The sequence below is a fragment of the Polynucleobacter sp. SHI8 genome (genome assembly GCF_027944005.1).
Taxonomy (GTDB): Bacteria; Pseudomonadota; Gammaproteobacteria; order Burkholderiales; family Burkholderiaceae; genus Polynucleobacter.
This window is the reverse complement of the sequence record NZ_AP027204.1, coordinates 1,044,919-1,071,228: the sequence shown is the minus strand read 5'-3', so window position 1 is coordinate 1,071,228 and position 26,310 is coordinate 1,044,919. Positions and strand designations below refer to the sequence as shown.

Genomic DNA, 26,310 nt, shown 5'->3' with positions numbered 1-26,310 from the left:
AATAAATATACAAATAAATTTTCAAGAGACAATCAATGTACAAAAACAATATAAAAATATTATTCGCTGGATTTACTTTAACTCTGCTATCTCACTCTGCTCATGCTCAATTTGGTGGCTTACTTGATAATCTCAAAAAACAAGCTGAGCAAATCACGCAAATCAACAAAACAGAAACCCCAGTTAAAGCACCAACTAGTCAAAACAATAGTAAAGAAATAGTCCCTGCGAAAGTTGATGTCCCATCAAATGTCGCAAAGGATTCTAACTCCAACGCGTTTACCCCGAATATCAATACTGCCTTCGCTTGCAAAATAAAAGGTAAACAACTTGTCTACACCAAAAATCTTGATTCAGAAGACCCCAATATTTCAGTTAACTTTAATTTAATAGACGTGACAAGCAATACCTATGACTTTAGATCAACATTCAAAGAACCAATCCTGCTTTCAATTAACGAGGGCAATCGACAAACCATTACAAGCTATTACTTCCAAATAAAACAAATGACCTACGCTATATCTCATTGTGAGGGGATGCAATGCGGTAACCCATCACAACCTTATTGGTTCACTGTATTTGAGAATAATAAGAAAATTAAACAAGATGATTGCGATGAAAATACCGCAACTGACTTTAAATTTCCGATCATTACCGAGAAGAACGGAATGATTAAAACTCAAGATAAAAATGTATTAATTATTAAAAAATCAAATCTTAAATTTGACCCTTTTAATTAATCTGTACTTATGCAGCTAGTAAATTAAATCTTTAACCCTAATACTCTAGCTGCATTTCCAGATAAAATTCCAATACGCTCAGCATCAGTAAGATTAGGTGTTGCCATCACATGATCTACCGGTTGTTCAGCCCATGGTATCGGATGATCTGAACCAATCATAATCTGACTAGCTCCTACTTGAGATTTTAAATAATTAAGAGCCTCGGGTGTGAATACTAAAGAGTCAAAATACATCTGCTTAATATACTCAGTAGGTTTTTTCTTAAGAACAATATTGGGATCACACATGGTTGGCGATACGGTACAACTGTGATCAGATCGTGGGGCATAGGATGGGAAATACCCTCCTCCATGCGCCGCAATGATTTTCAAAGCAGGGAATTTATCTAAAGTTCCATCAAAGATTAAATGCTGTAGTGCAATCGTGGTGTCTAGCGGATTGCCGATGGTATTGGATAACCAGCCATTACCTTTAAATCGCGATGCTAATTGTGGGGTACTTTGTGGGTGAATAAATAATGCCACATTTAATTCTTGTGCTTTTGCAAATACTGGATGATATTTGGAATTCGAGAAATCATCCCCTGCCACACTTCCACCAATTGCTGCACCTACAAGGCCATATTTTTTTACAGCTTCATCTAATTGTTGGACAGCCAAGTCCGGAAACTGCATGGCTAAGGATGCAAAGCCGGCAAAGTGTTCAGAATTTTCCTGGCAAAGTTTTGCTAAATTGACATTATTAATCTTACAAATTGCCTCAGTAGTTTCTCGATCCTTTCGATACCAAAAGGGATTAATACTCAATACTTGCATATCAACACCCTGTGCCTGCATGGCTTGAACTCGCTCAGAAACTTTAATGAAATTCTTATCCTGACCTCTTGTCGGAGCTAAAACAGATTTCGCTTCCGCACCCATTAAATCAATTGCATCTTGGAAAAAACAATGGGCATGCACATCAACCGCTTTGATTTTTTTACCGTTAATGATGACAGGAGGCTTTTTAACCGGAATACTTTGCGCATTGGCTTTGCTTAATAGTCCACAGGAGCAAAAGGTTAATCCCCCAACTAAAGAGCTAGTAGTTTTTAAAAATTGTCGACGAGTAAACATACTTATTTCCTAACGGAGCAACGCTTCTCTTGTGAGCAGTTATCACCAATGACTCCTGTCGCTTGGATTTCAATTTCAATACCGGGTCTTGCAAAATTAGTAACGGTAATCAAAGCACTACCCGGATAGTTACCATTTTTAAAGTAGTCTTTACGCATTTCAACAAATCGATCACCATATCGAGACTCTTTGATAAAGACGGTCATTTGCACAACATTGGCCAGTGATCCACCTGCATCTTTTAATACCTGATCAATTTGTCCAAATACTTGTTTTACTTGAGCTTCAAAATTATTCGAGATGTCTTTACCTTCAAAATCTCTTGTGGCTGTTTGACCTGCCACCCAAACTATCTTGCCCCCTTCAGTAATAACTCCCGGAGAAAATGCTCTTGATAATTGAAATGGCGTTTTATCCATATATTCAGCTGCAAAACTGAGATTACATGTTACGCAGAAAAAAACCACGACGAATTGAATTAATTTTTTCATGAATGTCTCCATTGATTGTTTTAATAACTTCATCTTAATACAAGACCTATTTTTCACAATAGGTTTAATACCTAGCAATGCAAGCTGACAAGTTAATCAGCTCTGATTTTTGCACTTTTGGCAACTTTGGCCCACTTAATCGTTTCTTCTGAAATATACTTCTCGAACTCTTTGCGACTCATTGGCAATGGATCGGCACCTTCACTCGTAAACCGATTTTTAATCTCTTGTTCACTGAGTATTTGATTAATCTCAGTATTCAACTTATCCAAGAATTCATTTGGAGTTCCAGTTGGAGCAAGGATTCCCCACCAATTCATGGCCTCAACATCAATTCCTGATTCTTTGAGTGTTGGTACATTTGGAAATAGTGCAACCCGCTGATTACCCGCAATCGCTAATGCCCTTACTTGTCCTGTTTTAATAAAGTTTTGGTTTTGGATCAAACTACCCATGCAAATTTGTACATGGCCTGCAACCGTATCAAGAAGTGCTGGGCCTCCTCCCTTGTAATGAACCAATGAAATATCTGCATTGGTTTTCATCATCAAAAGCTCCACAGCAAAATGCTGAAAACTTCCAACTCCAGCAGTTCCAAAATTCGTGCTTTTCGGGTTTTTCTTAGAATAAGCTATCAACTCTTTGATGTTTTGAACTGGTAGTTGATTATTCACAACAATAATACTGGGGCCTACTCCTAGCATGGCTACTGGGGTGAATGATTTCACAGGATCATAATTTAATTTCATGATCGCTGAATTCATGACAAAACTGGCTGATGCCAGAAGTAATGTACTACCATCAGGTTCAGATCTTGCTACCATTTCAGCACCGACAGATCCACCAGCACCAGGCTTATTGTCGATGATGACTGAGCGCTTCAATTTAACCGATAACTGTTGAGCAATTGCTCGACCAACAATGTCGTTACTTCCGCCAGCCGAAAATGGCACAATGATTTTGATGGGTTTTGTTTCTTGGGCATTAGCGCCTGAAATACCAATCCAAAAGAAACTGAGAATGAGCTGACCACATATAACCACCTGCTTCATTGGATTCATGAAAAACTGTCTCCTTGATATTAATTGTTTTATCATTTCCTCTGATGGGAATTGTTAAATCCATTATAGAATTATTTTGCGCTCAATTGGAATCCTTTACCTTCATCAACTTCGAATAAAATGAATTAAGTTCGTTATTTAATCATTTACTTCGACTTTTATGAAACTACTCTCTCAAGTATTACTTTGTTTTTTTACTACATCTTTACTGTTCCTCGGAAATGCAAATTCTCAAGAATTTCCTCCAAAGAAAACAGTCACGATGTATGTTGGCTTTGCTGCTGGTGGTGGCGCAGACACCTCTGCTCGTATCATCGCAAAAAAATTAGGTGAAAATATTGGTCAAAATGTTGTGGTTGAAAATCGACCTGGCACTGGGGGAAACATTGTTCACGGTACGGTTGCAACTGGACCTACCGATGGCTCTGTCATTTTATTAGGATCGATTGGCCCCTTATCAATTGCGCCGTACTTGATGAAGCTTAACTATGATCCCGTAAAGGATTTAGCTCCCCTCACAATGGGTGTGGCTTTTCCGAACATTTTAGTTGTACCAACTGATTCCTCGATTAAATCCCTCAAGGATTTTGTTGATCAAGCGAAAAAAGATCCCGGAAAAATTACTTTTGCATCTACAGGCAACGGCTCTGCATCTCATCTGCAAGGTGAGCTTTTCAATAGCTTGGCTGGCATCGATACGACTCACGTTCCCTACAAAGGGGGAAGTCCCGCATTAGTCGATGTTCTTGGTGGTCGTGTCAATAGTTATTACTCTACGATCTCCTCAGCACAACCCCATATTAAAAGTGGCAAACTTAGAGCCATTGCTGTGACAAGTTCAAAGCGAGTGCCCTCTTTACCTGATGTTCCTACCATCGCAGAATCAGGCTATCTAGGCTTTGACTCAAGTAATTGGTACGCATTTGTTGCTTCAGCCAAAACTCCTGAACCCATTTTAGATCGTTGGAACCAAGAAATTGTGAAGGTTTTGAAAGACAAAGAGGTTGCTCAAGTGCTCAATGAACATGGTCTTTTCCCTCTTCCAGGGAGTCGTGACGATTTAAAAAACTACATGGCCAAAGAGTCTCGCGTTTGGAGCAAAATCATAAAAGATAAAAACATCACGAATGATTAAATTGAAGACCAAGCGCCTTTTTTTAACCTGTGCTGTTTTCTGTAGTTTTTTATTAAGCTCCTGTAGTTCAATTCAATTAGCCTACAATCAAATTGATTTTCTGTTGAAGTGGTGGATCGATGATTATGTTGACCTCACCGCCGAACAGTCACAGATATATGATCAAGCTATTCCTCTGGTTGTCAAAAAACATCGGCAGGAAGAACTGCCAAAAGCACTTCAATTCATAAGGCAGTTAAAGGCCAAAGTAGAACAACCTCTACAAATTGATGATGGCATCAATATCGTTAAAGATATCAAGTCATTTTCTAGAACATCTATTAATCTATTACAAGATGATGCTGTCAACCTAGCTCTCAGTCTCCAAGCGAAACAGTTTACATATATGGAAAATGCTTTCGCAAAATCAAATAAAAAGTTTCAAAACGATTTTCTCAAAGGAACAACTGAGGATCGTCTAGAAAAAAGAGTGGAAAAAATTATTGAACGCACAGAATCATTTTCGGGTAATCTCACTAAATCACAGAAAACGCAAATAAAAGAAATTGCACGAGAGTATCTTCTGGATATGGAGATGGTCTATCAAACACGTCTTTATAAACAACAATTGATCATGAAGACTTTGAAAAAAATAGCGCAAGATCAACCTCCTCCTGCGCAAGCAAAAATGATAATCAATCAATTATCTAATGAAATCGAACTCGGCAGTACTCCTGAACAAAAAGAGTTTGAGAAAAAAAGAGATCTTCATAGTGGTATTGTCCTGGCAAAAATTACAGAGTTATTCGATGAACAACAACGAAAGAAAACACAAGCAAAAATCAGGAGCTGGGAACAAGATATTCAGAAATTGATTCAACAAGCTTCCAAAACCTAAATCGTTCATGGATTCCACATAGAATTGACCAATTAGCAGATCAAGAAATTGCCCTTAGATGAAATCCAATAAAAAAATTAGTCAGATCATCATTGCTGGAATAAAGGAAGCTTATACCAAGGACGGGGGAGATTTTTACCATGAAACTCTTAAAGTTTCTCATGGTAAATTTATCGGTATTTTTATTACGATTTTTTTGTCTTTAAATGCTTTTTTTGGATCTTTATATTACTTTATTCCAGGGATGATTTCTGGGCCAGGTGAACCTAATTTTGTCGACTGCTTTTCTTTTAGTGTACAAACGATGGGGACTGTTGGATATGGCACCTACTACCCGAAGAGTTTATTTGCCCATATTTTAGTCACCATTGAGGTCATGATCGGTTTACTTGGCATTGGGACATTTGCGGCTCTTGCTTTTGCACGAATCTCACTACCAAATAGTAAGCTCATCTTTAGTGATAAATTGCTAATTAATCTCGATGAGGGTGAACCCCATTTAATGTGTCGTGTTGCTCATCTGCGGAATAATATTGTTGTCAATGCGCAAATTAGTTTGCAATTAGTACACCCCATCACCAATCGAATGGGTCAGAGCGAAATGGCGATGGAACCACTCCATTTAATTAAAAATAATTATCACATCATGACAGGTGCTTGGATTGTCAAACACCCTCTCACAGAAGGTAGTCCGATTTGTGGAAAATCATCATCTCAAATGAGGCAAGAAAACTGTTCAATCATTGCAACCATTACTGGGATTGATGGGACAACTTCAGAAGCGATCAATCATGTTCACTCCTACTCTCCTGACGATATTATTTGGCATCAACGTTTTAAAAGTATTATCTTTAAGGACCCTCAATCGGATGGTCATATCGTCGATCTAACTATGATTAATGAAATTGAAAGTGCCAAACCGTCAAAAAATAATAGGACTGTTCTTAACCTGGCTGTCCGTGTGGTCGAACCGGAATGGTGGGTTTGATAATCTTATTTTTAATTTCTTGAATATTGATATCGTAGCGAAGGGTATTGGTAATCCCGGTTTGCCCAGGTAGGGTCTCATTACATTCCATACAGGTAATAAAAATCGGCTTAATCACCTCGTAGCCCGTATCTGCCCGTATATAGGTTGATAAGTCGTACTTATTATCTTTTTCTCCAAAAAGAGTTAAAGGGCCATCAATCAAACCGTCAATCCGTATTGGGCCAGCTGATTTATCAAACGATGTTTTGGATACTTTGATGCCGGTCTTTTTAGCACGTGTCATATCGATATCAGAGCCGATCACTCGCTCATTTTTTGAGTCGCCAGTCAGCATCTTAAATGTATCTGAAGTGGCAACAATTAGATTTAGGCCAAGGGTTAAGCCAGTGACCACGATTGTTCCTACTATATCTGGTGGCTTTTTTTCAACGGCAGTTTTTTCAACTTTAGGTGCTTCTAGTTCATCATACTCAGTGATTACTTTGGGATTGACTGTCATCATCCCAAATTCATCAACCTTGACATAATTGATGGCTTTATAGGTCTTTAACGGCAATTTTGGGTCATAGGTTTTTTCGTATCCTATATCTTTTTCACGCACAACGGTTTGGTACTTCGGGAAGGCACACCCTCCTAAAGAAAGAATCAAAATGCTGACGATAAATGAACGAACAAATTTCAAAACCTGAGCCCTTAACCTTAGTTAACTCGTCGATATTCGCCAGCAACACCATTTCTTGGAGAACACGAGTAAAAATCAGCAATAATTTTGGTCTCAGATATATCCACTTTCCAATCATCATCCTTAGGAATTAATTTCCCATTCACTCTTTTTAACTCTAATTCTTCATTACAAATAAAACCCCTTGGGAATGGCTCAGGTCGGTTCATATCCGGCATAAATGAGCCAAACATACTGATATATTGTTTGCCACTTTTTGTATATATCTGAAGTACTGAATCTTCAGGAGTATAGGCACCTGCACCGTTAAAGTACACTTTAGCTAGGCTATAGTTCTGTAGTTCTTGAGTGCGCTGATAGGTTTGCGTTAAACAATTATTTAAGCTCACATTTAGATTTTTATCGTCTGCGCAATATTTATAGTTTGCTAAAAAGGCAATTTGAGAGCTTTTGATAAAACCCTTGACTGGAAAAGTATTCAAGGCGTTTTTATAGGCAATGCCCATGGCTGTATCCGCATCATTGAGGCTAGGGTTATTACAGATTAATAGCTCTAATTTAGAGCGTGCTTTACTACAATCAAAACTCGCTGCTTGACTAACACTCCCCATCATCAAAAGGACGAAGAAAATACTGTATCGGATCTGGGCAAACATACACTCTCCTATTTCATTTATTTAAGCATTATCTCAAATCAATTCATCATGGGCTCAATTCCAATTTTTTTCATGATTTGAAGCGCTGAATCTTGCTTAAAAAATTGGGTTAATTGTTGAGCTTCTTTTGGATACTTAGATCCCTGACTCACACCAGCGGAGAAACCAATCCAGGTTTGTAATTCTGGTGGAATTAAACCTAAATACTGAACTCCAGAAACTCCATAAATGCGAGAGGCAACAACAACGATCATATCAACCTCACCCTTCGCAACACCCTCCACATTATATTCACCGGACATGGGGCGAAGTTTGGTTTTCATTTCTTGCTCAATACCCATACGACTTAACAAACTAAGAAAATACTTACCACTAGCACCATCACCAGGAAATGCTACAGAAGATACTCCAAGTAAACTCTTTTTAAAACTTTCAGTAGTTGAAATATCGAGTTTTGTGGCGTTAGCACCAATTGCGGCACCTACTCCTATCCTTCCAAAGGGCGTTTTACTAGAGGCTATGACTTTTTGGGACTGAACCAACTCATCTAATACTGGAGGGTTCAACACTACCACGTCAACATACTCTCCACCATCGACTCGCTCTCGCACATGCGGATTCACAGCAAATTCAACTTTGACTTGGTGACCGGTTTGCTCTTCAAATAATTTACAAATTTCAATCACAGCGGGACGTGAACCATTGCCACTAAGGACTTTTAACTCTACGGAGTTTGCAGATTGAACTCCAGCAAGCCAAAACCCCAAGATACCGATCAAAATATGAATCATCCGCTGCTTCATTAGATTTTTTTGCATGAAGTCTCCAAAGTCATTGCATGTTGTATTTATCAAGTAATATAAACCAATTACGATATTTCAATTCTTCTTCTGATGCTGCTTGGTTTTGAAAGGACCTTTTTATGGTAAATTTTCTCAATGGGATAGGTCAAGTCACCACAGATCAACTCAGCATCGACGAAAGAATAGCTCTTGGTAAAAAAATACGCCAAGATGTCCCTAGAAGTACTCACGCAAATTACAAATCGTCGAGCTCTAGAAGATACCCAGTCTCAATCATTATGGAACAAGATCAAACTCGTATTGCGGAATTAGTTCCAATTCGCCATGCCAGAATGCTAACATCTTCCTTTGCTTTTTTAAGAGGCACTGCCAAAATCATGATTGAAGATATTGGTAAGCAAACGACGAGCAAGATCCCCGTTCTGGCAAATGGTGATATGCATGTATCCAATTTTGGTATCTATGCAACGGCTGAACGCAATATTGTTTTTAGCATGAATGACTTTGATGAAACCCATCCCGGAGCTTGGGAATGGGATATGAAGCGTTTAACCACGAGTGCAGTGGTATGCGCAAGGTTTCTTGGTGGCGATCAAGTTGCGTGCGAGACCGCTGCACGAGCAGTTGTGAGGTCTTACCGCGAACATATGGCCAACTTTGCAAAAGAAACTAATCTGAGCATTTGGTACAAAACTATTCAAATGCATGAGATTCTGAACACTTTATCAGCAGAGGCGAAAAAAGAAACTGAAGCGATTATTGCTAAAGCTCAAACCCGAACCCAACTCCAGTTATTTGAAAAAATGGCGCATTTGGTCAATGATCGTCCGCAAATCATGAGCACTGGTCCTCTATTAACCCGTGATGTCAATCTAGAATCCAAGCATCAAGTTGAGATATTAGAAGAAGCCATTTTAAAAAGTTATATCGAATCATTGAACTATGATCGAAGAAACTTATTAGAACGCTATCAGGTCTTAGATATTGCTCGTAAAGTCGTCGGTGTTGGCAGTGTTGGAACGCGCTGCTGGGTCATTCTATTGCAGGGTGTGAATGATAAAGATCCTTTATTTTTACAAATTAAAGAAGCTCAACATTCTGTATTAGAGCCATATTCACATACGAAATTACCATTTCCCAATCAAGGTCGTCGAGTAGTCTTTGGACAAAGAACGGTGCAAGGTGCACCAGATATTTTCCTGGGCTGGGGCCAATTACCAGACGGCTTACAATTTTACGTTCGCCAACTCAGCGATATGAAGGGCGGTGTTGAACTCGTTCCTGGAAAAACGAAGCTATCTTTCTTTATGGAGTACTGCAGTATGTGCGGTTGGGCTTTAGCGCTTGCACATGCCAAATCCGGCGATTCCGCAGTCTTATCTGGTTATTGCGGCTCTAGTGATGAACTAGATGCCAGTTTTGCCAAATTTGCGTTTGCCTATGCAGAGCAAAATGAGAGAGATTATGAGGCAATGCAACAAGCAGCTAAATCAGGTCGAATTGCTGTAGCAAAAGATTTTTAAAAGCCCTCTCGGCCAAAATCGGTCTACAATCCAATTGTTATGACACCTCGACAATTAAAGTATTTTCTCCGTATTTCTGAACTAAAAAGCTTTACTAAAGCTGCTGCTGTTTTGCATGTTGCTCAGCCAGCCCTCTCTCGACAAATTCAACAGCTAGAAGCTGATTTAGGGGTACAGCTTTTTATTCGCTCAGATAGTGGGGTAACCCTTACTGATGCAGGTAAAGCTCTCAGTAGTCGCGCAGTTAAACTGCTCGATCATTTAGCCTCGGTTCGCGATGAAATCAGTTCATTTTCAGATGAGATTCACGGCCAACTCAAATTTGGTATTCCGCCATCCTTTTTTGATTTACTTACTTCACCACTGATTCAGCAGTATCGTGCTCAGTTCCCTGCAGTTGAGTTAACCATCATCGAGGATATTAGCTCCACGATCCATGAGCTCATTCTCAATGGTCGTTTGGATATTGGGATTGTTCTGTCCATAGAATCGATGAATGGCTTATCCCACCGCCACTTATTCAATGAACAACTGTTTATCGCTGGTGCACATGGTTTACTCGATGATGAGCAATCAATGCCTCTTGAGGCTATTACTTCTCGACCACTCCTATTGACCCAACAACCCAATTCCATGCGCATGATTTTAGAAGATGCGCTACGCTCTCGTAATATTAGTCATCATGTCATTTTAGAAACCAACTCCACTCGACTGCAAAGTGAAATGGCCGCCGCTGGTCTTGGCTTTACGGTGCTTACCTACAGTGCACTCTCGAAAGAAATCGAAAGTGGTAAATTAACAGCCACACCGCTCGAAGACTTGAAAGTAACGTGGACTTTGGTGTACTCAAAAGATCGTGAGCTCGGCAATGCCGCTCAACAATTTATTGAACTGCTTCTTGAATTGACCGTTGAAAGATCAAAAACCGGAAAATGGCCTGGTCTCACTCTTAGAGCGACATAAAAAAACACCCCGAAGGGTGTTTTCTATTTCGCTTGAACGAATCACTTCAGAATGATTGGATTAATCGGGGATCCTACACCGCCTGTAATTGGTAATGGAGGCGCTGTGAATAAGAACTCATACACCTTATCTTGGTCACAATCATCGGCTAATTCTTTTAAGTTGAAAATTTCACCCATGGTGATTCCAATCATCGGAATCACAATCCAGTGCCAAGGCTGACTCACACCAACCACTTCATTTGGACGTACTTCACATCCCCAAGTATCAGTACAAATGGCAGCAATCTTTTTCTCGAAAATCCATTTACAGGTTTCGAAACGAAGGCCAGGCGCATCACCAGCAGCATAGGAATCCCAATCACCTCTGGCTAAACGCTCTTCCATCATACCAGTACGAACGATTACAAAATCGCCCTCTTTGATTTCAACACCTTGTGCCTTAGCACAGTCATCTAAATCTTGATTAGAAATACCATAACCATCAGCTAAAAAATCACCGCCCTTAAAGCGTGCTATATCGAGAAGAACGCCACGACCAATCATTTTGTCACGGGTTTTTTCAATACCGTTTTTCTTGGCACCAGTAGAATCTACGAGAGCGGCATCATAGCCGTTCCACATTTTGTCGCCATAAAAAATATGGCCTAATGCATCCCATTGTGTACCACACTGCAATGGCAATGAAACCATGTCATCGGCGTAACGTAATCCATGTATGTCTTGATTACCTGCAACTGCATCCGTTCCTGTCGCAAGCATCGTGTGAATTGGATTAAAACGACCACCCCAACCGGTTGTTTGTGGACCGTGTGAATTAAAGTCTAAGCCGAGGGAAATTGCTTTTCCCTTTTTTACCAATTTTGCAGCTTCTTTTAACTGCTCAGGCCCAACATAATTAAGAGTACCAATCTCATCGTCCGGTCCCCATTTACCCCAATTACAAGTGTCTTTGGCCATTTGCTCAATAGCAGCTTTGGTTAAAGTACGATCAATGTTGTTATAGGGTACACCAATCATGCCTGGGGCTGTTTTTTTTGCTGTCATGTATATCTCCATAAGTTATTTTTTTTTAATGATACAAGAATAAACAGTCTTTTATGAAAATACAAATATCAAATTGATATTGATATGATTCGCTTCAGGCATGAAGGCATAGGCTCTTGAATCAACAAGTAATTGCATGTATTCCTCCAAATCTAGGGTTTGTACTGATTAAAAAAAGATGCAACTCATTAAAAATGCATAGTATCAATACTCTTTTGATATTGGTCATTTACAGAATTATTCATTAATCTAGTAAAACTAAAAAACTAGCTTAAAGAGCACTTCATAAAATCATTTGTGGAGGAGACATGATCAAACCCAAGCCATCGCTTGGGTTTGAACTTTCTTCAGACACAAAACATCTAAGAAAGGTTGTTCAAATGTCCGCAAAGCAAAAAAAAGTAATCGTTACTTGTGCGGTGACTGGCTCGATTCATACGCCGACGATGTCACCGTATCTTCCCATTACACCGAAAGAAATTGAAGATGCTGCTGTGGGAGCTGCAGAGGCTGGTGCGTCGATTGTGCATTTGCATGCTCGTAATCCTGAGAATGGCTTACCTGATCAAACTCCAGAAGCTTTCATGAAGTTTTTACCGCAAATTAAAGCAAGATCCAATGTGGTCATCAATCTCACGACCGGTGGTTCACCTACTATGGCTGTTGTTGACCGACTCCAGCCCGCATTAAAACTTAAACCTGAAGTGGCTTCCCTCAATATGGGTTCCATGAATTTTGGTTTATATCCGATGTTAAACCGCTATAAAGAGTTTAAATATGATTGGGAGCAACCCTATTTAGCAGGCTCTGAAGATCGTATCTTTAAAAATACATTTGGCGATATCCGTTTTATTCTAGAGTCATGTGCAGAAAACAATACGCGTTTTGAAATTGAATGCTATGACATCTCCCACCTTTATGTTGCAGCACATTTTGTAGATCGGGGCTTATTAAAAGGACCTTTATTTATTCAATCTGTCTTTGGTTTATTAGGCGGTATTGGTCCTCACCCTGAGGATGTTCTCATGATGAAGCGGACCGCAGATCGCCTCTTTGGTGAGGATTATTACTGGTCTGTCTTAGGGGCTGGTAAAAATCAAATGCCTATCGCTGCGATGTCGGCAGCCATGGGTTCTAATGCCCGCGTTGGTCTAGAGGATTCACTTTGGGATGGTCCAGGCACATTATCTAAAACCAATGCAGATCAAGTTACACGTATCGTGAGTATCTTAAAAGCACTCAATTTAGAACCAGCAACTCCAGATGAAGCACGTCAAATGTTGCAACTTAAAGGGGCAGACAAAGTCAATTTTTGAAGTTAAAAAATCCCTGAACTTTCAGGGGTTTTTACTTTAGAGACGAATCGTATTGGTCGAGTTCAACAAATATGCAGATGAACTCGACATCAACATCATCATCAACACACACAAACCAATCATCGCAAGAACAATGCCAATGGCCCATTGGGACCAACGTCGTTGTACTTTCTGAAAATGCTCCACACTGTCCCAATGGTCATTTTGCCAAGCCCATTCACGACCTTTAAATCCCAAAATAATGTGCATTACAAAACCTACCCCAGGCAGTAAAGCTAGCAAACCAATCCACGTCTTATTGCAAACGGCCCAAAACCAACCAAAAATAAATGCTCCCCATGACCAACCGGCTACTCCTGGAGGAATCGGTACATGATTGCGCTGCGAACTGATTGGCGCTGAATCGATTTGCTCTGCAACAGAATCTATTAAGGGCAATGTGTTTGGTTGAACGATTGCATTCCCACACTGGCTACAAAATTTGGCAGCTTCTTGATTAAGTTTTCCACATTGTTGACAATACATGATCGACTGACCCTAGCAAGTTTTAACGAAATGTTGCAATACCAGCCAATATAAAATATGAAAAGATAGAGAAAATGCCCACTGTCCAAAATATCGTTCTTAAAGTCGCTTTATCCATTAAATAACAGGCAATAAACCCTATTCTGGCAAGAATAAAAATAACAGCAATCACATCAGCTGTCCCCAGCGAAACTCCTTTGATCGCTCCAACGAACACGGCAATTGCAAAAAACGGAAAAGCTTCAAAACTATTCTGTTGTGCGGCATTGGCACGCGCTCGAAATCCTGTCTGCGCAGCTAACCACTGACGTGGATTGTGATTATCAAAGTTCTGAAATCCCCACTTTGCTATCCCAGCACATATATAAGGTAAAACACCTGCAACAAAAACACACCAAAATGCAATTGTCATAATTAATCCCAAGTATTGAAACACAGCCAACATTTTCTTATAGTACAGTACAAGTTGCATTTATTTTACTAACAATAAGGAATAGGGGAAATTATGCAATTTCAAGAATCAGTAAAAACCTGTTTGAACAAGTTTGTTGATTTCAAAGGACGTGCTTCACGTTCTGAGTTTTGGTGGTTTGTGTTGTTTACAGCAATCGTTAATTTTGTCTTGGGTGCCATATCCGATAAGTTACAAGGCGTTGGTGCTTTGATTCTCTTATTACCTTACTTGGCAGTTACTATACGAAGACTCCATGATATTGGCAAAAATTGGTATTGGATTCTCATCGGCATTATTCCTCTCGTTGGATTTTTAGTATTGATTTATTTTTATGTACAAAAGTCTATGCCAACGGCAAATGCGTTCGGTGATGTTCCTGCTGGTGCAGATGTTGCCCAAATCACGCAATAACAGTAGTTATCAGATGACAAAGGCACCTTATAGGTGCCTTTTGTTTATCAGCAAGCGCTAATTAAGCAGTCGTTTTGGTATTACCCAAAAACTGTTTTGCTAATTCAGCAAATTGATCTGCACTTTGTGGTAATTCACCATTGGGTGAGAGTTTGTCTAAAAAGTTAGGCAATGCTTGTGCTAATTGTTCAGAAGCTTGATGATGATCAACGCCTAAAGTTTGAGCAATTTGCGCAATTCGCTCTTGACCGAATACTTTAGTAATGTCAGCACCTTGAACCGCTTGATTTGTGCCAGTCGATAACCATGACTGCACTTGATCACCAAGTCCAGATGTTTTAAACATATTTACCAATGCCATTGCACCAGCAGCTCCAGCAGCTAATTGAGTCATATTCAAACCACCAGCCGCTTGGCTAGTTGGATTGCCAGCTTGTTGCTGACCTGTTGGATTATTTAATAAAGAAGCTAATACTTGTGCCATCGGTGACTGTTGACCTGCAGCAGCATTATTTTGTGATAAAAAACCAGATACTAAATCAAGAATACTCATGGGAAAGTCTCCAAAAAAAGGGTGAAATTTATTATCACAAAGGAATATGACGATAAAACGATGTCATACAAGATTTTTGATATTCGTGCATGACTTTAAATTGTCAAGAAAAGTAGGCTTACAATAGAGTGATAATTCGTTTCAAATTTTACATTTCAGGAGAAAATGATGTTAGAAGCATATCGTGCCCATGTCGCAGAGCGAGCAGCCCTCGGAATCCCCCCACTACCCCTCTCAAAGGCACAAACTGGCCAGTTAGTTGACCTACTCAAAAATCCTCCAGCAGGTGAAGAAGCTACTTTAATTGAACTCATTACACACCGCGTACCTGCAGGGGTGGATGATGCTGCTAAAGTAAAAGCTGAATTTTTGGCATTGGTGGCTTCTGGTCAAGAAAAATGCACTCTCCTAACAAATGTTCAAGCTACCGAATTACTCGGTACGATGCTCGGCGGCTACAACATTAAGCCTTTAATTGATTTACTCGGTGATCATCAATGCGCGCAAACTGCAGCCAATGCGCTTAAAAAAACTCTCTTAATGTTCGACTTTTTCCACGATGTGAAAGAGCTTGCTGATCAAGGTAATACATTTGCAAAAGAAGTCATGCAAAGCTGGGCTGATGCTGAATGGTTTACTAGCCGCCCAACTCTGCCAGAAAGCTTAAAAATTACTGTTTTTAAAGTTTCTGGTGAAACGAATACCGATGATTTATCTCCAGCACCTGATGCTTGGAGTCGTCCTGATATTCCATTACACGCTCTTGCCATGTTGAAAAATGGCCGTCCTGATATTACGCCCGATGAACTCGGTCAACGTGGACCACTCAAGCTGATTGCTGAACTCCAGAAAAAAGGTAATTTAATTGCTTATGTGGGTGATGTGGTTGGTACAGGCTCTTCCCGTAAATCTGCGACGAACTCCGTTCTTTGGTATACCGGTCAAGATATTCCGTTTGTACCAAACAAGCGTTTTGGTGGTGTTTGTATTGGTAGCAAAATTGCTCCTATTTTCTTCAACACGATGGAAGATGCTGGTGCCTTGCCGATCGAACTCGATGTAAGTCAGATGGAAATGGGTGATGTGATTGAACTTCGTCCATTTGAAGGCCGTGCCCTCAAAAATGGTCAAGAAATCGCTCAGTTCAAATTACGCTCCGATGTGATTTTTGACGAAGTACGTGCCGGTGGCCGTATTCCTCTCATCATTGGTCGTGGTCTGACGATGAAGGCTCGTCAAGCGCTTGGCTTACCAGCATCCACAGTGTTCCGCCTGCCACAACCTGCTGCTGATAATACGGCTGGCTTTACTCTGGCACAAAAAATTGTTGGTCGTGCTGTTGGTCTTCAAGAAGGCCTCGGTGTTCGTCCTGGTACTTACTGTGAGCCACATATGACTACCGTTGGCTCGCAAGATACAACAGGTCCTATGACGCGTGATGAATTAAAAGATTTAGCCTGCCTTGGCTTCTCTGCTGATCTCGTGATGCAATCGTTCTGCCACACTGCTGCTTATCCAAAATTAGTGGATATCAAAACACATCGCGATTTACCTGCATTTATGACAAGTCGTGGCGGTGTGTCACTGCGCCCTGGTGACGGTATTATTCATAGCTGGCTCAATCGTTTATTGATGCCAGATACAGTGGGTACTGGTGGTGATAGCCACACACGTTTCCCTATTGGTATCTCGTTCCCTGCGGGTTCTGGTCTCGTTGCTTTTGCTGCGGCTACTGGTGTGATGCCTCTGGATATGCCTGAGTCTGTACTCGTGCGCTTTAAGGGTACTATGCAACGTGGTGTGACTCTGCGTGACCTCGTCAATGCAATTCCGTTATATGCGATTAGACAAGGTTTGTTAACGGTTGAGAAAAAAGGTAAGAAAAATATTTTCTCTGGTCGTGTTCTAGAAATCGAAGGTTTGCCTGATCTCAAAGTTGAACAAGCTTTTGAATTGTCTGATGCTTCTGCTGAACGTTCTGCGGGTGGCTGTACCGTGCACCTCAATCAAGAACCGATTATTGAATACATGCGCTCAAACATCGCTTTAATGAAGTGGATGATCGCCAATGATTACGAAGATGCGCGTACGCTTGGTCGTCGTATCAAATCAATGGAAGACTGGATTGCAAACCCACAATTATTAAAAGCTGATCCAAATGCGGAATACGCAGCGGTGATTGAGATTGATCTTGCTGACATTAAAGAACCGATCCTTGCTTGCCCGAATGACCCAGATGATGTGAAGTTCTTATCTGAAGTTGCTGGCGATAAAATCGATGAAGTATTTATCGGTTCTTGCATGACGAATATCGGTCACTTCCGTGCTGCAAGTACGATTTTAGAAGGTCGTGACGATCTGCCAACCCGTTTATGGATTGCGCCACCAACAAAGATGGATGCGATGATTTTGACGGAAGAAGGTTATTACAGTAGCTTTGGTAAAACCGGTGCTCGTATGGAAATGCCTGGTTGTTCACTCTGTATGGGTAACCAAGCACAAATCCGTAAGGGTTCTACGGCGGTCTCTACCTCAACTCGTAACTTCCCGAACCGTCTAGGTATTGATACACGTGTGTACCTGTCCTCAGCAGAGCTCGCAGCAGTATGCGCACTCATGGGTAAAATCCCAACGGTTGCTGAATACCTTGAGCGTTATGAAGTTCTTGTCAATAAATCAGCAGAGATTTATCGCTATATGAATTTTGATCAAATTAGCGAATTTAGTGACTTAAGCAATATGACGCACGCATAAAAAGTTTTATACGTTTTTCATGAATTTGGCATATACTGTATATAAATACAGTATATGCCAATTATGCACCGAGTCCCCTCCTTTTTAGCCCCTCTTTTTCATGATGCTGTACCAGCAGGCTTTCCTTCGCCTGCCTCGGATTACATCGATCAACGTCTTGATTTATACGATTACTTGGGAGTCCACTCAGAAGCGACATTTTTCTTAAGGGTCCAAGGTGATTCAATGCAAGGTGCTGGTATCTATGATGGGGATCTACTGGTGGTTGATCGCTCCCGAAACCCAAAATCCGGTCAGGTCGTCATCGCAGTCATCGATGGTGAATTTACGGTCAAACGTCTACAAAAGTCAGGGGGGCGAACCTGGCTCAAAGCAGAAAACCCTCTTTACCCTCCAATTGAATTACACGATGGTCAAGAACTCGAGGTGTGGGGTGTGGTCTCACATGTCGTACACAAACCCTAAATATCATGCTAGCCCTCCCCTCAGAACGTGCCATCGCGCTCATTGATGGTAATAATTTTTATGTCTCGTGCGAGCGTGTTTTTAATCCCAAACTGATCACTCAACCACTCGTTATTTTGTCGAATAATGATGGTTGTATTGTGTCGCGTAGTCAAGAAGCTAGGGACTTAGGTATTCCGATGGGGCTGCCATTTTTTAAAGCGAAACATTTTGTGAATAGTCATGGTCTGCAATGGCTCAGCTCAAATTACACTCTCTACGGTGATATGAGTGCCCGCATGATGCATGTGCTTGCGGAATTTTCACCTGATCAAGAAATCTATTCAATCGATGAGTGCTTTTTAGACTTATCACACATGATGAGTAATCAGGCATTAGTGAGTTATGGCAAAACCATCAAAGAACGTATTTATCAATACTTAGGATTACCGACCTGCGTGGGTATCGGCCCTTCCAAAACGCTAGCAAAACTGGCGAATCATATCGCCAAAAAAAATCCTCAATTTGGTGGTGTCTTCGCTTGGTCGGCACTCACCCCCGATGAACAATGGTATTGGTTACAACGTATTGCCGTGGGTGAAGTATGGGGTGTAGGACGGCGTATCAATACGAGTTTAGAGCAAATGGGTATCAAATCTGTTGCGGATCTCGCACAAGCCAATCCTGAGATGATTCGACGTCGGTTTTCTGTTGTCATGGCAAGAACGGTTGCGGAGTTACAAGGTATCTCTTGTCTGGCGATGAGCGATATTGAAGATACACCACCCAAGCAACAGATTATTTCGAGTAAGAGCTTTGGTCAGGAAGTTACCGACCTACAACATTTACAAGAGGCCATCGCTAGTTATATTTGTCGAGCTGCTGAAAAACTCCGTGCACAAGATAGCGTCTGCCAATACGTCACGGTGTTTGTCAGAACCAATCCTTTTGCACAAAACCAAACCCAGTACCGCAACCAAATAACAATTCCCTTATCCATCGCCAGTAGCGATAGTCGTCGCTTAATCAAAGCCGCCTTCTTTGGCTTAGAACGTATTTATCAACCTGGTCTACGCTATAAAAAAGCTGGGGTGATTCTTTCAGATTTATATCCTGCGGCACAACAACAAGAAGATCTTTTTACTAAAATCGATCAAAAAAAATCAGCTCAAGTGATGCAAACCATGGATGATCTCAACCACCTCTATGGGGCCCACACGGTTACGCTAGCAAGTACTGGTGCTACCATCGGAAATGTGCGCAATTGGCGCATGCGAGCCAACCATAAAAGTCAACGCTTTACCACGCGCTGGGATGAAATCCCTCTTGTTCGCGCCTAAATTAGACAATTGATTTGAAAATAGTGAATAATAGAATGATTCACATTAATCAAAAATAACTCCTATGAAAAAACTCTTTTTGTTACCACTATTTCACAAAATTATTCTGACTTTGGTCCTCAGTTTTGGGATGCAGCTTTGTTTTGCTGGTCCACAAGTTTTGTTTAAAACGACAAAGGGTGATTTTGTGGTGGAGCTCGATGATGTTAAAGCACCCAAGAGCGCCGAGAACTTTTTAAATTATGTAAAAAGTGGTTTTTATAGTGGCACAATCTTTCACCGTGTGATTAATGGCTTCATGGTTCAAGGTGGTGGTTATACAAAAGATATGCAAGAAAAACAAACGCGTCCACCGATCGAAATCGAATCCCAAAATGGTCTGAAAAATTATAAATATACGATCGCTATGGCTAGAACGAATGATCCTAACTCTGCTACTTCACAGTTTTTTGTCAATGTGAAAGACAATGCCATGCTCGATTATCCTAGTCGTGATGGCTTTGGCTATACGGTATTTGGTAAAGTGATTTCTGGGATGGCGACGATTGAAGAAATCAAATTTGCACAAACGACCACGCGCAATCGGATGGCGGATGTGCCGGTTGAGCCTATCATCATCCAATCTGCAACTATCGTTAAATAATCGATAGTATCTATGAAATTTTGTACTCAATGTGGCGATGAGGTTCATCTTAGAACACCTGCAGATGACAACCGGGAACGCCATGTGTGCAAAGCTTGTGGTGAAATCCACTACTTCAACCCCAAAAATGTGGTTGGCACAATCCCCCTGTGGGAGGATAAGATTCTACTGTGTCGCCGCGCGATTGAGCCGCGCAAAAACTACTGGACATTACCCGCCGGATTTTTAGAGCTGCATGAAACCACTGCTGAAGGAGCTGTCAGAGAAACATTGGAAGAGACAGGTGCACATGTGGATATCAAAGGTCTCTTTACAATCCTCAATGTTCCTCATATCGGTCAGATTCATTGGTTCTATATTGCTTTGATGAATAGTCCAGAATTTAGTCTATTTACCTCTGAAAGTACGGAAGTAGCCCTATTCACTGAAGCAGAAATCCCATGGGATGATCTGGCTTTTTTAACTGTCAAAACTTGCCTACGTCAGCTCTTTGAGGATCGTCGTGCTGGCAAAGCTCTTGATGCCGAATCGCTACAGACACACCTGATTGATTTACGTCCCGCAACGAGTTAAATCATGACGGCAATACCGTGGATTGAGCTCCATAGCCCATTCTTTCCATCGCCAAGAACGTTTGTACAAGATAACCCAGAATTACCTGATGATTTGATAGCCCTGAGCGATCAGATGGATGAGCGACTATTATTAGCCGCTTATCGACAAGGTATTTTTCCATGGTACAGCGAAGGTCAACCTGTTATGTGGTGGTGCACCTCCCCCCGTATGGTTTTAGATACCCGTCAGATCAATCTCAGCGATAGCCTGCGTAAAAAACTGCGGCAAGTACTAAAAAATCCAACTTGGGAGATCAAAGTCGATACGGCGTTTCGGGAGGTCATCACATCTTGTGCACAAGCACAACGCAAAGATCAAGATGGTACTTGGATTACCGAAGAAATCATCGAATACTATGCCAAGCTACACCAAATGGGGATTGCCCATAGTGTCGAAACATGGCTCGATGGCCGACTTGTTGGGGGTCTATACGGCATTAACCTTGGCACCATGTTTTATGGCGAATCGATGTTCAGAAATGTCACTGACGCTTCTAAAATAGCTTTAGCAGCTCTATGCGCTTGGTGCGTCCAAGTCAATATTCCTCTGATTGATTGCCAACAACAAACAAGCCACCTACAGTCAATGGGCGCACTCCCTATACCTAAAGATGCTTTTTTAGATTGGCTTGAAAGTCATATCGATCAGCCTGCTCCCACATGGAAATGGAATAAGTCAGTGCTTTGTGCCTATAATAAAAACTCTTGAGAGATATGTATGGCAAACCTGAAAGATATCCCCTTTAACTCTTTACAGTTTTATGCAACAGCTCCATATGCATGTAGCTATTTGCCGAATCACGAAGCTCGTTCTCAAGTAGCAACGCCACCACAACTTATCACCACAAAAATTTATGGTGAATTAATCAAGTCAGGATTTAGAAGAAGTGGCCATTTTACTTATCGCCCTTATTGTGATCAGTGTCAATCTTGTATTGCTACCCGGATTCAGGCAAACTATTTCATCCCCAATCGGAGTCAAAAAAGAGCTTTTCTGAAGCACTCCAATTTGCAAGCCAAAATCATGGCCTTGCAATTTATCCCTGAACACTTTGAACTATACAAACAATATCAACAAAGTCGGCACGCCATACAAATTGATGGCAGCGCAGCAGATTCAAGTGATGACGAGGAAGATCAATATCGACAATTTTTAATCCAATCTCATATTGATTCTTTTTTAGTGGAATTCAGGGAAAATGGTGTTTTGAGAATGGTCAGTGTGATTGATGCTGTCAGCGATGGTCTCTCTTCGGTATATACCTTTTATGATGCTTCAGAAACGAAAGCTAGTTATGGTACTTATGGCATTTTATGGCAGATAGAGAAAGCAAAAGAATTACAATTACCTTTTGTGTATTTAGGTTACTACATTCAAGAAAGCCAAAAAATGTCTTACAAAGCTTTATATCAACCGATTGAAGGTTTGGTCAATGGCGTGTGGATGAACTTGAATAACCGCTCTGAAAATTCCTAATGAACTTATATCCTTTTGCTAGACCTTTATTATTTTGTTTCGATGCAGAAACTGCACATCACGTATCTCTAAAAACGATTGATCAGGCGTTTCGTATTGGTTTACTCCCCGCAATCATTGGTCAAGTGCCTCAATGTCCAACTCAATTTTGTGGTTTCAATTTACCTAATCCAGTCGGACTTGCTGCTGGCTTAGATAAAGATGGTAAACATATTGATGCACTTGCTTCCCTGGGCTTTGGTTTTCTAGAAATTGGTACGGTGACGCCTCTTGCCCAACCTGGCAACCCTCTCCCACGCATGTTTCGTCTTCCTGAACAAGATGCCATCATCAACCGTATGGGCTTTAACAATGATGGTGTGGATGCTTGCGTTACTCGCGTGAAGGCTTCTCAGTTTTATCAATCGGGCGGTGTGATTGGACTCAATATTGGTAAAAATGCCCTCACCCCCATTGAGGATGCCAGCAAGGACTATATCACCTGCTTACAGAAAGTCTATGAAGTGGCTTCTTATGTAACGGTAAATATTTCTTCTCCCAACACGAAAAATCTTCGCCAATTACAAGGTGGTCAAGACCTCATTGATTTACTCAATGCTTTAACTTCTGAGCGCGAAAAACTGAGTCAAACTTTTGGTAAACGGGTACCACTTTTTTTAAAAATTGCGCCCGATCTGGAGCATGACCAAATAGAGTCTGTGGCTAACGCACTACTGGAATTTAAGATTGATGCCCTTATCGCGACAAACACAACGCTGACTCGCACAGGTGTCGAACATCTGAAGAATGCCGCTGAAGCAGGTGGGCTTTCCGGAAAACCTGTGAAGCAACTGGCAACGAGGACGATTCAATCTTTTGCCGATCTTTTGCAGGGGAAAATCCCAATTATTGGTGTTGGGGGCATCATGACCGGATATGACGCTCTTGAAAAGCATCATGCTGGTGCATCCGTCGTGCAACTCTATAGTGGCCTTATCTATAAGGGACCACAACTGATTAAGGACGCGATTGTAGCCTTCCAATCGAATTAATTCATGATTTTTTTCATGAATCCATATTTCATGATGTGCAATTAAATAATTGATTGATACAATCAAGTTATGGCTAATATTGAAAAAAAGATTCCAATCTTACCAACGGGTAAAACAGCGATTCAAGTGATTGAGCGGATGATGAATTTGCTGGATGTTCTGGCAGATTCTGATGAGGCTTGTAGTTTAAAGTTCTTATCTGAAAAAAGTGGCTTACACCCTTCTACTGCTCATCGTATTTTGAATGATATGGTGGCTTGTCGCTTAGTCGACCGTTCAGATGGTGGCAATTATCGTTTAGGTCTTCGTCTTCTTGAATTAGGCACACTCGTTAAGGCACGTTTATCCGTCCGTGAAGCAGCTCAATTGCCGATGCGCGCATTACACAAATTAACCAATCAAACTGTCAATTTATCCGTGCGTCAAGGTGATGAAATCGTCTATATCGATCGCACCTACAGTGAGCGCTCTGGGATGCAAGTGGTCAGAGCCATCGGTGGTCGTGCCCCTCTTCACCTGACTTCCGTAGGTAAATTATTTTTAGCGCAAGATGATGCCAATAGAGTCCGTGCCTACGCAACTAGAACTGGTCTTGCAGGACATACTCGAAACAGTATTACGCAAATTGGCCCTCTCGAACAAGAGTTAAATGAAGTAAGAAAAAACAGTACTGCCAACGATAATGAAGAACTCGAATTAGGTGTGAGTTGTATGGCCGCAGGTATTTATGATGACTCTGGGCAAATGGTCGCAGGTCTTTCTTTATCCGCACCAACCGACCGACTACAACGTGACTGGGTAAAACCTCTCATGGATACTGCGATTCAGATCTCGCGTGGTATTGGTTTTAAAGCTTCTAACGATTACAAGCCTTAATCCGCGTATGGCCATCCAGATTCTTTGTTCAACCGCGTTTCATGCCGCAATGCCATCCATATTGGAGGCATTTTCAAAAATTTCTACTCAAACCTGTGAAGTTACTTTTGGTACAACCGTGGCTTTAGTCGAACAGTGTAAATCCATGTCCAATGCTGATGCGGTCATCCTCACAGAATCTGGTATTCAAGAATTATTAAAACATCAAAAGATTCAAGCGCCAACAATCACACCTTTTGCTAAAACAGGGGTTGGGGTGGCAATCGCTAAAGGTGCCTCTCCAGTCGATATTTCTACCAAAGATGCTTGTGTAGAGGCACTCATCAATTGCCAATCAATTGCCTTTACAAAGTTTGGTGCCAGTGGGATGTACTTTGCACAATTAATTAAAACTCTTGGTATCGAAGATGTGATTCTTGCTAAAGCAATCCGCCCTGATGGTGGCCTGGTCGCTGAATTAGTTGCTCAGGGAAAATCGCAACTTGCGGTACAGCTGGTGAGTGAAATCAAGGCTGTACCTACAGTGGACTTATTAGGATTTTTACCCGAGGAGCTCCAAGAATGGAGTATCTTTAGTATTGCGCAGACAACCCACTCTTCACAAACTGATGTACTGTTACTCACGCAACTCCTGCAAGATCCTCGCCTTCAAAAAAAGCTCGAACCCTTCGGTTTAATTTCTTAATTTGTTACTGTCTTTGTATTGGGTAATTTACGAAGAGTGGCATGTTCTGCGCTTTCAATCCATTCTTTGACACGAATGGCATCCGCAAATCGAGACTGTACTCCTACTGAGTCCAAAAACACCATGGTATAGGGCTTATTGTTGACTAAAGCCATCATGACCAAACAACGACCTGCCTCAGATATATAACCGGTTTTCTGAATCAACACTTCCATATCTCCAGATCGTACGAGTCGATTACTATTTAAAAACTGTTGTTCGCGTTGATTGATTTCTTTGGTGTGATTGGGGGTTGTCGTAAATTGACGAATCAATGGATATTGATAAGCAGCATTAACCAAGATAGCTAAATCTTCTGCAGAGGCAACATTTTTACTAGTCAGTCCTGTCGGATCTTCAAAGGAGGCATGTTTCATACCAATTTCTTTTGTCTTACGATTCACGGCTGCCATAAAGGCTTTGATTCCTCCAGGATAGTTTCTACCTAATGTATAAGCCGCACGATTTTCCGAGGACATGAGAGCCAGCAAGAGTGCTTCTTGCCTTGTTAAGGTCGTTCCTTTGACTAAGCGAGAGTTTTTATAAATCGCGGCATCTTGCTCATTGATCTCCAAGGTTTCATCCATTGGCAACTTAGCATCTAACACCACCATGGCGGTGAGCAATTTAGTAATCGATGCTACAGGAAGAGACACTTGAGAATTTTTATCAAAAATAATGTCTTGATTTTGTTGATCAACAATAATCGCTACATTCGATTTTAAATTTAACTCATCGCCTTGCTTACCAAGCCCTAAGGCGGTTCCAGCAGATACTCTTGGAGCTACAGGCTCCCCTTTCTTAACCGTGGATCGAGGAAGAACGGTTGGTCGAACCTCTCTAGGGTTTTTAGGTGATCGAACATTTTTCTTGGACTTATCAGAACTAGTAGATTTTGATTCTTTAGAAGACTTACTTGATTTATTTTTTTCAGCTTGAATATTTTTCTTACTAGCTGCTTCATCGCTTGTTTTAGCATACACATGCGATGAACAACCTAATACAAGAATGAGTGCAGCAGTTAATAGCTTAAAACGTGACTTTTTTGGCATGGGCATCAAT

29 protein-coding genes are annotated in these 26,310 nt (G+C 41.0%); 18 read left to right on the top strand and 11 right to left on the bottom strand.

Going from position 1 to position 26,310, the window contains the following annotated elements:
• The first annotated feature begins 35 nt into the window (after positions 1–35).
• Positions 36–740 (top strand): hypothetical protein, encoded by a 705-nt coding sequence (locus tag QMN06_RS05410; RefSeq protein ID WP_281971515.1) that lies wholly within the window; start codon positions 36–38, stop codon positions 738–740.
• A gap of 23 nt (positions 741–763) precedes the next feature.
• Here the strand turns inward: QMN06_RS05410 and QMN06_RS05405 are convergent, their stop codons facing one another.
• The 3 genes from QMN06_RS05405 to QMN06_RS05395 form a co-directional block, all read right to left on the bottom strand.
• On the bottom strand, positions 764–1,858 hold the full coding sequence (locus QMN06_RS05405; protein ID WP_281971514.1) for an amidohydrolase family protein: 1,095 nt from the start codon (positions 1,856–1,858) through the stop codon (positions 764–766).
• Between the two features lie 2 nt (positions 1,859–1,860).
• Positions 1,861–2,349, bottom strand: a complete 489-nt coding sequence (locus QMN06_RS05400; protein WP_281971513.1) for a RidA family protein — start codon at positions 2,347–2,349, stop codon at positions 1,861–1,863.
• Positions 2,350–2,441: 92 nt separating this feature from the next.
• Positions 2,442–3,410 carry a tripartite tricarboxylate transporter substrate binding protein gene (locus QMN06_RS05395; RefSeq protein ID WP_281971512.1) on the bottom strand — a complete coding sequence of 323 codons (969 nt, stop codon included), beginning with the start codon at positions 3,408–3,410 and terminating at the stop codon, positions 2,442–2,444.
• A 160-nt stretch (positions 3,411–3,570) separates the two neighbouring features.
• Here QMN06_RS05395 and QMN06_RS05390 point away from each other — a divergent pair, with 160 nt between their 5' ends.
• Genes QMN06_RS05390 through QMN06_RS05380 form a run of 3 tightly spaced genes read left to right on the top strand, consistent with a single transcriptional unit; the run spans position 3,571 to position 6,410 of the window.
• Entirely contained in the window at positions 3,571–4,545 is a 975-nt protein-coding gene (locus QMN06_RS05390; protein ID WP_281971511.1) for a tripartite tricarboxylate transporter substrate binding protein, read from the top strand.
• On the top strand, positions 4,538–5,422 hold the full coding sequence (locus QMN06_RS05385; RefSeq protein WP_281971510.1) for a DUF6279 family lipoprotein: 885 nt from the start codon (positions 4,538–4,540) through the stop codon (positions 5,420–5,422). The genes QMN06_RS05390 and QMN06_RS05385 overlap by 8 nt, the downstream gene beginning before the upstream one ends.
• Before the next feature lie 58 nt (positions 5,423–5,480).
• Complete coding sequence (locus tag QMN06_RS05380) at positions 5,481–6,410, top strand: ion channel (protein WP_281971508.1); 930 nt, start codon at positions 5,481–5,483, stop codon at positions 6,408–6,410.
• On the opposite strand, the gene QMN06_RS05375 is transcribed toward QMN06_RS05380, so the two are convergent.
• Genes QMN06_RS05375 through QMN06_RS05365 form a run of 3 tightly spaced genes read right to left on the bottom strand, consistent with a single transcriptional unit; the run spans position 6,367 to position 8,569 of the window.
• Positions 6,367–7,095, bottom strand: coding sequence for a hypothetical protein (locus tag QMN06_RS05375; protein WP_281971507.1), 729 nt, complete (start codon positions 7,093–7,095; stop codon positions 6,367–6,369). The two genes, QMN06_RS05380 and QMN06_RS05375, sit on opposite strands and share 44 nt — an antisense overlap.
• Positions 7,096–7,112: 17 nt before the next feature.
• Positions 7,113–7,751: a hypothetical protein gene (locus QMN06_RS05370; protein WP_281971506.1), complete on the bottom strand. Its 639-nt coding sequence runs from the start codon at positions 7,749–7,751 to the stop codon at positions 7,113–7,115.
• A gap of 38 nt (positions 7,752–7,789) precedes the next feature.
• A complete protein-coding gene (locus QMN06_RS05365; protein WP_281971505.1) occupies positions 7,790–8,569 on the bottom strand; it encodes a substrate-binding domain-containing protein in 780 nt (259 codons plus the stop codon).
• 104 nt (positions 8,570–8,673) lie between these two features.
• On the opposite strand from QMN06_RS05365, the gene QMN06_RS05360 reads away from it, so the two are divergent.
• Complete coding sequence (locus QMN06_RS05360; RefSeq protein ID WP_281971504.1) at positions 8,674–10,077, top strand: DUF2252 domain-containing protein; 1,404 nt, start codon at positions 8,674–8,676, stop codon at positions 10,075–10,077.
• 39 nt (positions 10,078–10,116) lie between these two features.
• The gene (locus tag QMN06_RS05355; RefSeq protein WP_281971503.1) at positions 10,117–11,040 is read left to right on the top strand and encodes a LysR family transcriptional regulator; all 924 of its coding nucleotides are present in this window, start codon (positions 10,117–10,119) and stop codon (positions 11,038–11,040) included.
• 41 nt (positions 11,041–11,081) lie between these two features.
• Here QMN06_RS05355 and QMN06_RS05350 read toward each other — a convergent pair whose 3' ends face one another.
• Positions 11,082–12,086: a cyclase family protein gene (locus tag QMN06_RS05350; RefSeq protein ID WP_281971502.1), complete on the bottom strand. Its 1,005-nt coding sequence runs from the start codon at positions 12,084–12,086 to the stop codon at positions 11,082–11,084.
• Between the two features lie 380 nt (positions 12,087–12,466).
• Between QMN06_RS05350 and QMN06_RS05345 the strand changes: the two genes are divergently transcribed.
• Complete coding sequence (locus QMN06_RS05345; RefSeq protein WP_281971730.1) at positions 12,467–13,402, top strand: 3-keto-5-aminohexanoate cleavage protein; 936 nt, start codon at positions 12,467–12,469, stop codon at positions 13,400–13,402.
• Positions 13,403–13,438: 36 nt separating this feature from the next.
• Here the strand turns inward: QMN06_RS05345 and QMN06_RS05340 are convergent, their stop codons facing one another.
• Positions 13,439–13,927: a zinc ribbon domain-containing protein gene (locus tag QMN06_RS05340; protein WP_281971501.1), complete on the bottom strand. Its 489-nt coding sequence runs from the start codon at positions 13,925–13,927 to the stop codon at positions 13,439–13,441.
• 22 nt (positions 13,928–13,949) lie between these two features.
• Positions 13,950–14,339, bottom strand: a complete 390-nt coding sequence (locus tag QMN06_RS05335; protein ID WP_281971500.1) for an MAPEG family protein — start codon at positions 14,337–14,339, stop codon at positions 13,950–13,952.
• Between the two features lie 93 nt (positions 14,340–14,432).
• Between QMN06_RS05335 and QMN06_RS05330 the strand changes: the two genes are divergently transcribed.
• Entirely contained in the window at positions 14,433–14,792 is a 360-nt protein-coding gene (locus tag QMN06_RS05330) for a DUF805 domain-containing protein (protein ID WP_281971499.1), read from the top strand.
• A gap of 61 nt (positions 14,793–14,853) precedes the next feature.
• Here QMN06_RS05330 and QMN06_RS05325 read toward each other — a convergent pair whose 3' ends face one another.
• Positions 14,854–15,345, bottom strand: coding sequence for a YidB family protein (locus QMN06_RS05325; RefSeq protein WP_281971498.1), 492 nt, complete (start codon positions 15,343–15,345; stop codon positions 14,854–14,856).
• A 168-nt stretch (positions 15,346–15,513) separates the two neighbouring features.
• Here QMN06_RS05325 and acnB point away from each other — a divergent pair, with 168 nt between their 5' ends.
• The 10 genes from acnB (at position 15,514) to QMN06_RS05275 (ending at position 25,209) form a co-directional block, all read left to right on the top strand.
• Positions 15,514–18,099 (top strand): bifunctional aconitate hydratase 2/2-methylisocitrate dehydratase, encoded by a 2,586-nt coding sequence (acnB, locus tag QMN06_RS05320; RefSeq protein ID WP_281971729.1) that lies wholly within the window; start codon positions 15,514–15,516, stop codon positions 18,097–18,099.
• A gap of 54 nt (positions 18,100–18,153) precedes the next feature.
• Positions 18,154–18,564 carry a translesion error-prone DNA polymerase V autoproteolytic subunit gene (gene umuD / locus QMN06_RS05315; protein WP_281971497.1) on the top strand — a complete coding sequence of 137 codons (411 nt, stop codon included), beginning with the start codon at positions 18,154–18,156 and terminating at the stop codon, positions 18,562–18,564.
• Positions 18,565–18,569: 5 nt separating this feature from the next.
• Complete coding sequence (locus QMN06_RS05310) at positions 18,570–19,883, top strand: Y-family DNA polymerase (RefSeq protein WP_281971496.1); 1,314 nt, start codon at positions 18,570–18,572, stop codon at positions 19,881–19,883.
• A gap of 130 nt (positions 19,884–20,013) precedes the next feature.
• The gene (locus tag QMN06_RS05305; protein ID WP_281971728.1) at positions 20,014–20,526 is read left to right on the top strand and encodes a peptidylprolyl isomerase; all 513 of its coding nucleotides are present in this window, start codon (positions 20,014–20,016) and stop codon (positions 20,524–20,526) included.
• A 12-nt stretch (positions 20,527–20,538) separates the two neighbouring features.
• Positions 20,539–21,099: an NUDIX hydrolase gene (locus QMN06_RS05300; RefSeq protein WP_281971495.1), complete on the top strand. Its 561-nt coding sequence runs from the start codon at positions 20,539–20,541 to the stop codon at positions 21,097–21,099.
• 3 nt (positions 21,100–21,102) lie between these two features.
• A complete protein-coding gene (gene aat, locus QMN06_RS05295; protein WP_281971494.1) occupies positions 21,103–21,849 on the top strand; it encodes a leucyl/phenylalanyl-tRNA--protein transferase in 747 nt (248 codons plus the stop codon).
• A gap of 9 nt (positions 21,850–21,858) precedes the next feature.
• Positions 21,859–22,617, top strand: a complete 759-nt coding sequence (locus QMN06_RS05290; RefSeq protein WP_281971492.1) for an arginyltransferase — start codon at positions 21,859–21,861, stop codon at positions 22,615–22,617.
• On the top strand, positions 22,617–23,648 hold the full coding sequence (locus QMN06_RS05285; RefSeq protein ID WP_281971491.1) for a quinone-dependent dihydroorotate dehydrogenase: 1,032 nt from the start codon (positions 22,617–22,619) through the stop codon (positions 23,646–23,648). Before QMN06_RS05290 ends, QMN06_RS05285 begins: the two co-directional genes overlap by 1 nt.
• 69 nt (positions 23,649–23,717) lie before the next feature.
• The gene (locus tag QMN06_RS05280; protein WP_281971490.1) at positions 23,718–24,524 is read left to right on the top strand and encodes an IclR family transcriptional regulator; all 807 of its coding nucleotides are present in this window, start codon (positions 23,718–23,720) and stop codon (positions 24,522–24,524) included.
• A gap of 7 nt (positions 24,525–24,531) precedes the next feature.
• Entirely contained in the window at positions 24,532–25,209 is a 678-nt protein-coding gene (locus tag QMN06_RS05275; protein ID WP_281971489.1) for a substrate-binding domain-containing protein, read from the top strand.
• Here the strand turns inward: QMN06_RS05275 and QMN06_RS05270 are convergent.
• Positions 25,206–26,300 carry a serine hydrolase gene (locus tag QMN06_RS05270; RefSeq protein ID WP_281971488.1) on the bottom strand — a complete coding sequence of 365 codons (1,095 nt, stop codon included), beginning with the start codon at positions 26,298–26,300 and terminating at the stop codon, positions 25,206–25,208. The genes QMN06_RS05275 and QMN06_RS05270 overlap by 4 nt on opposite strands.
• Positions 26,301–26,310: the final 10 nt, after the last annotated feature.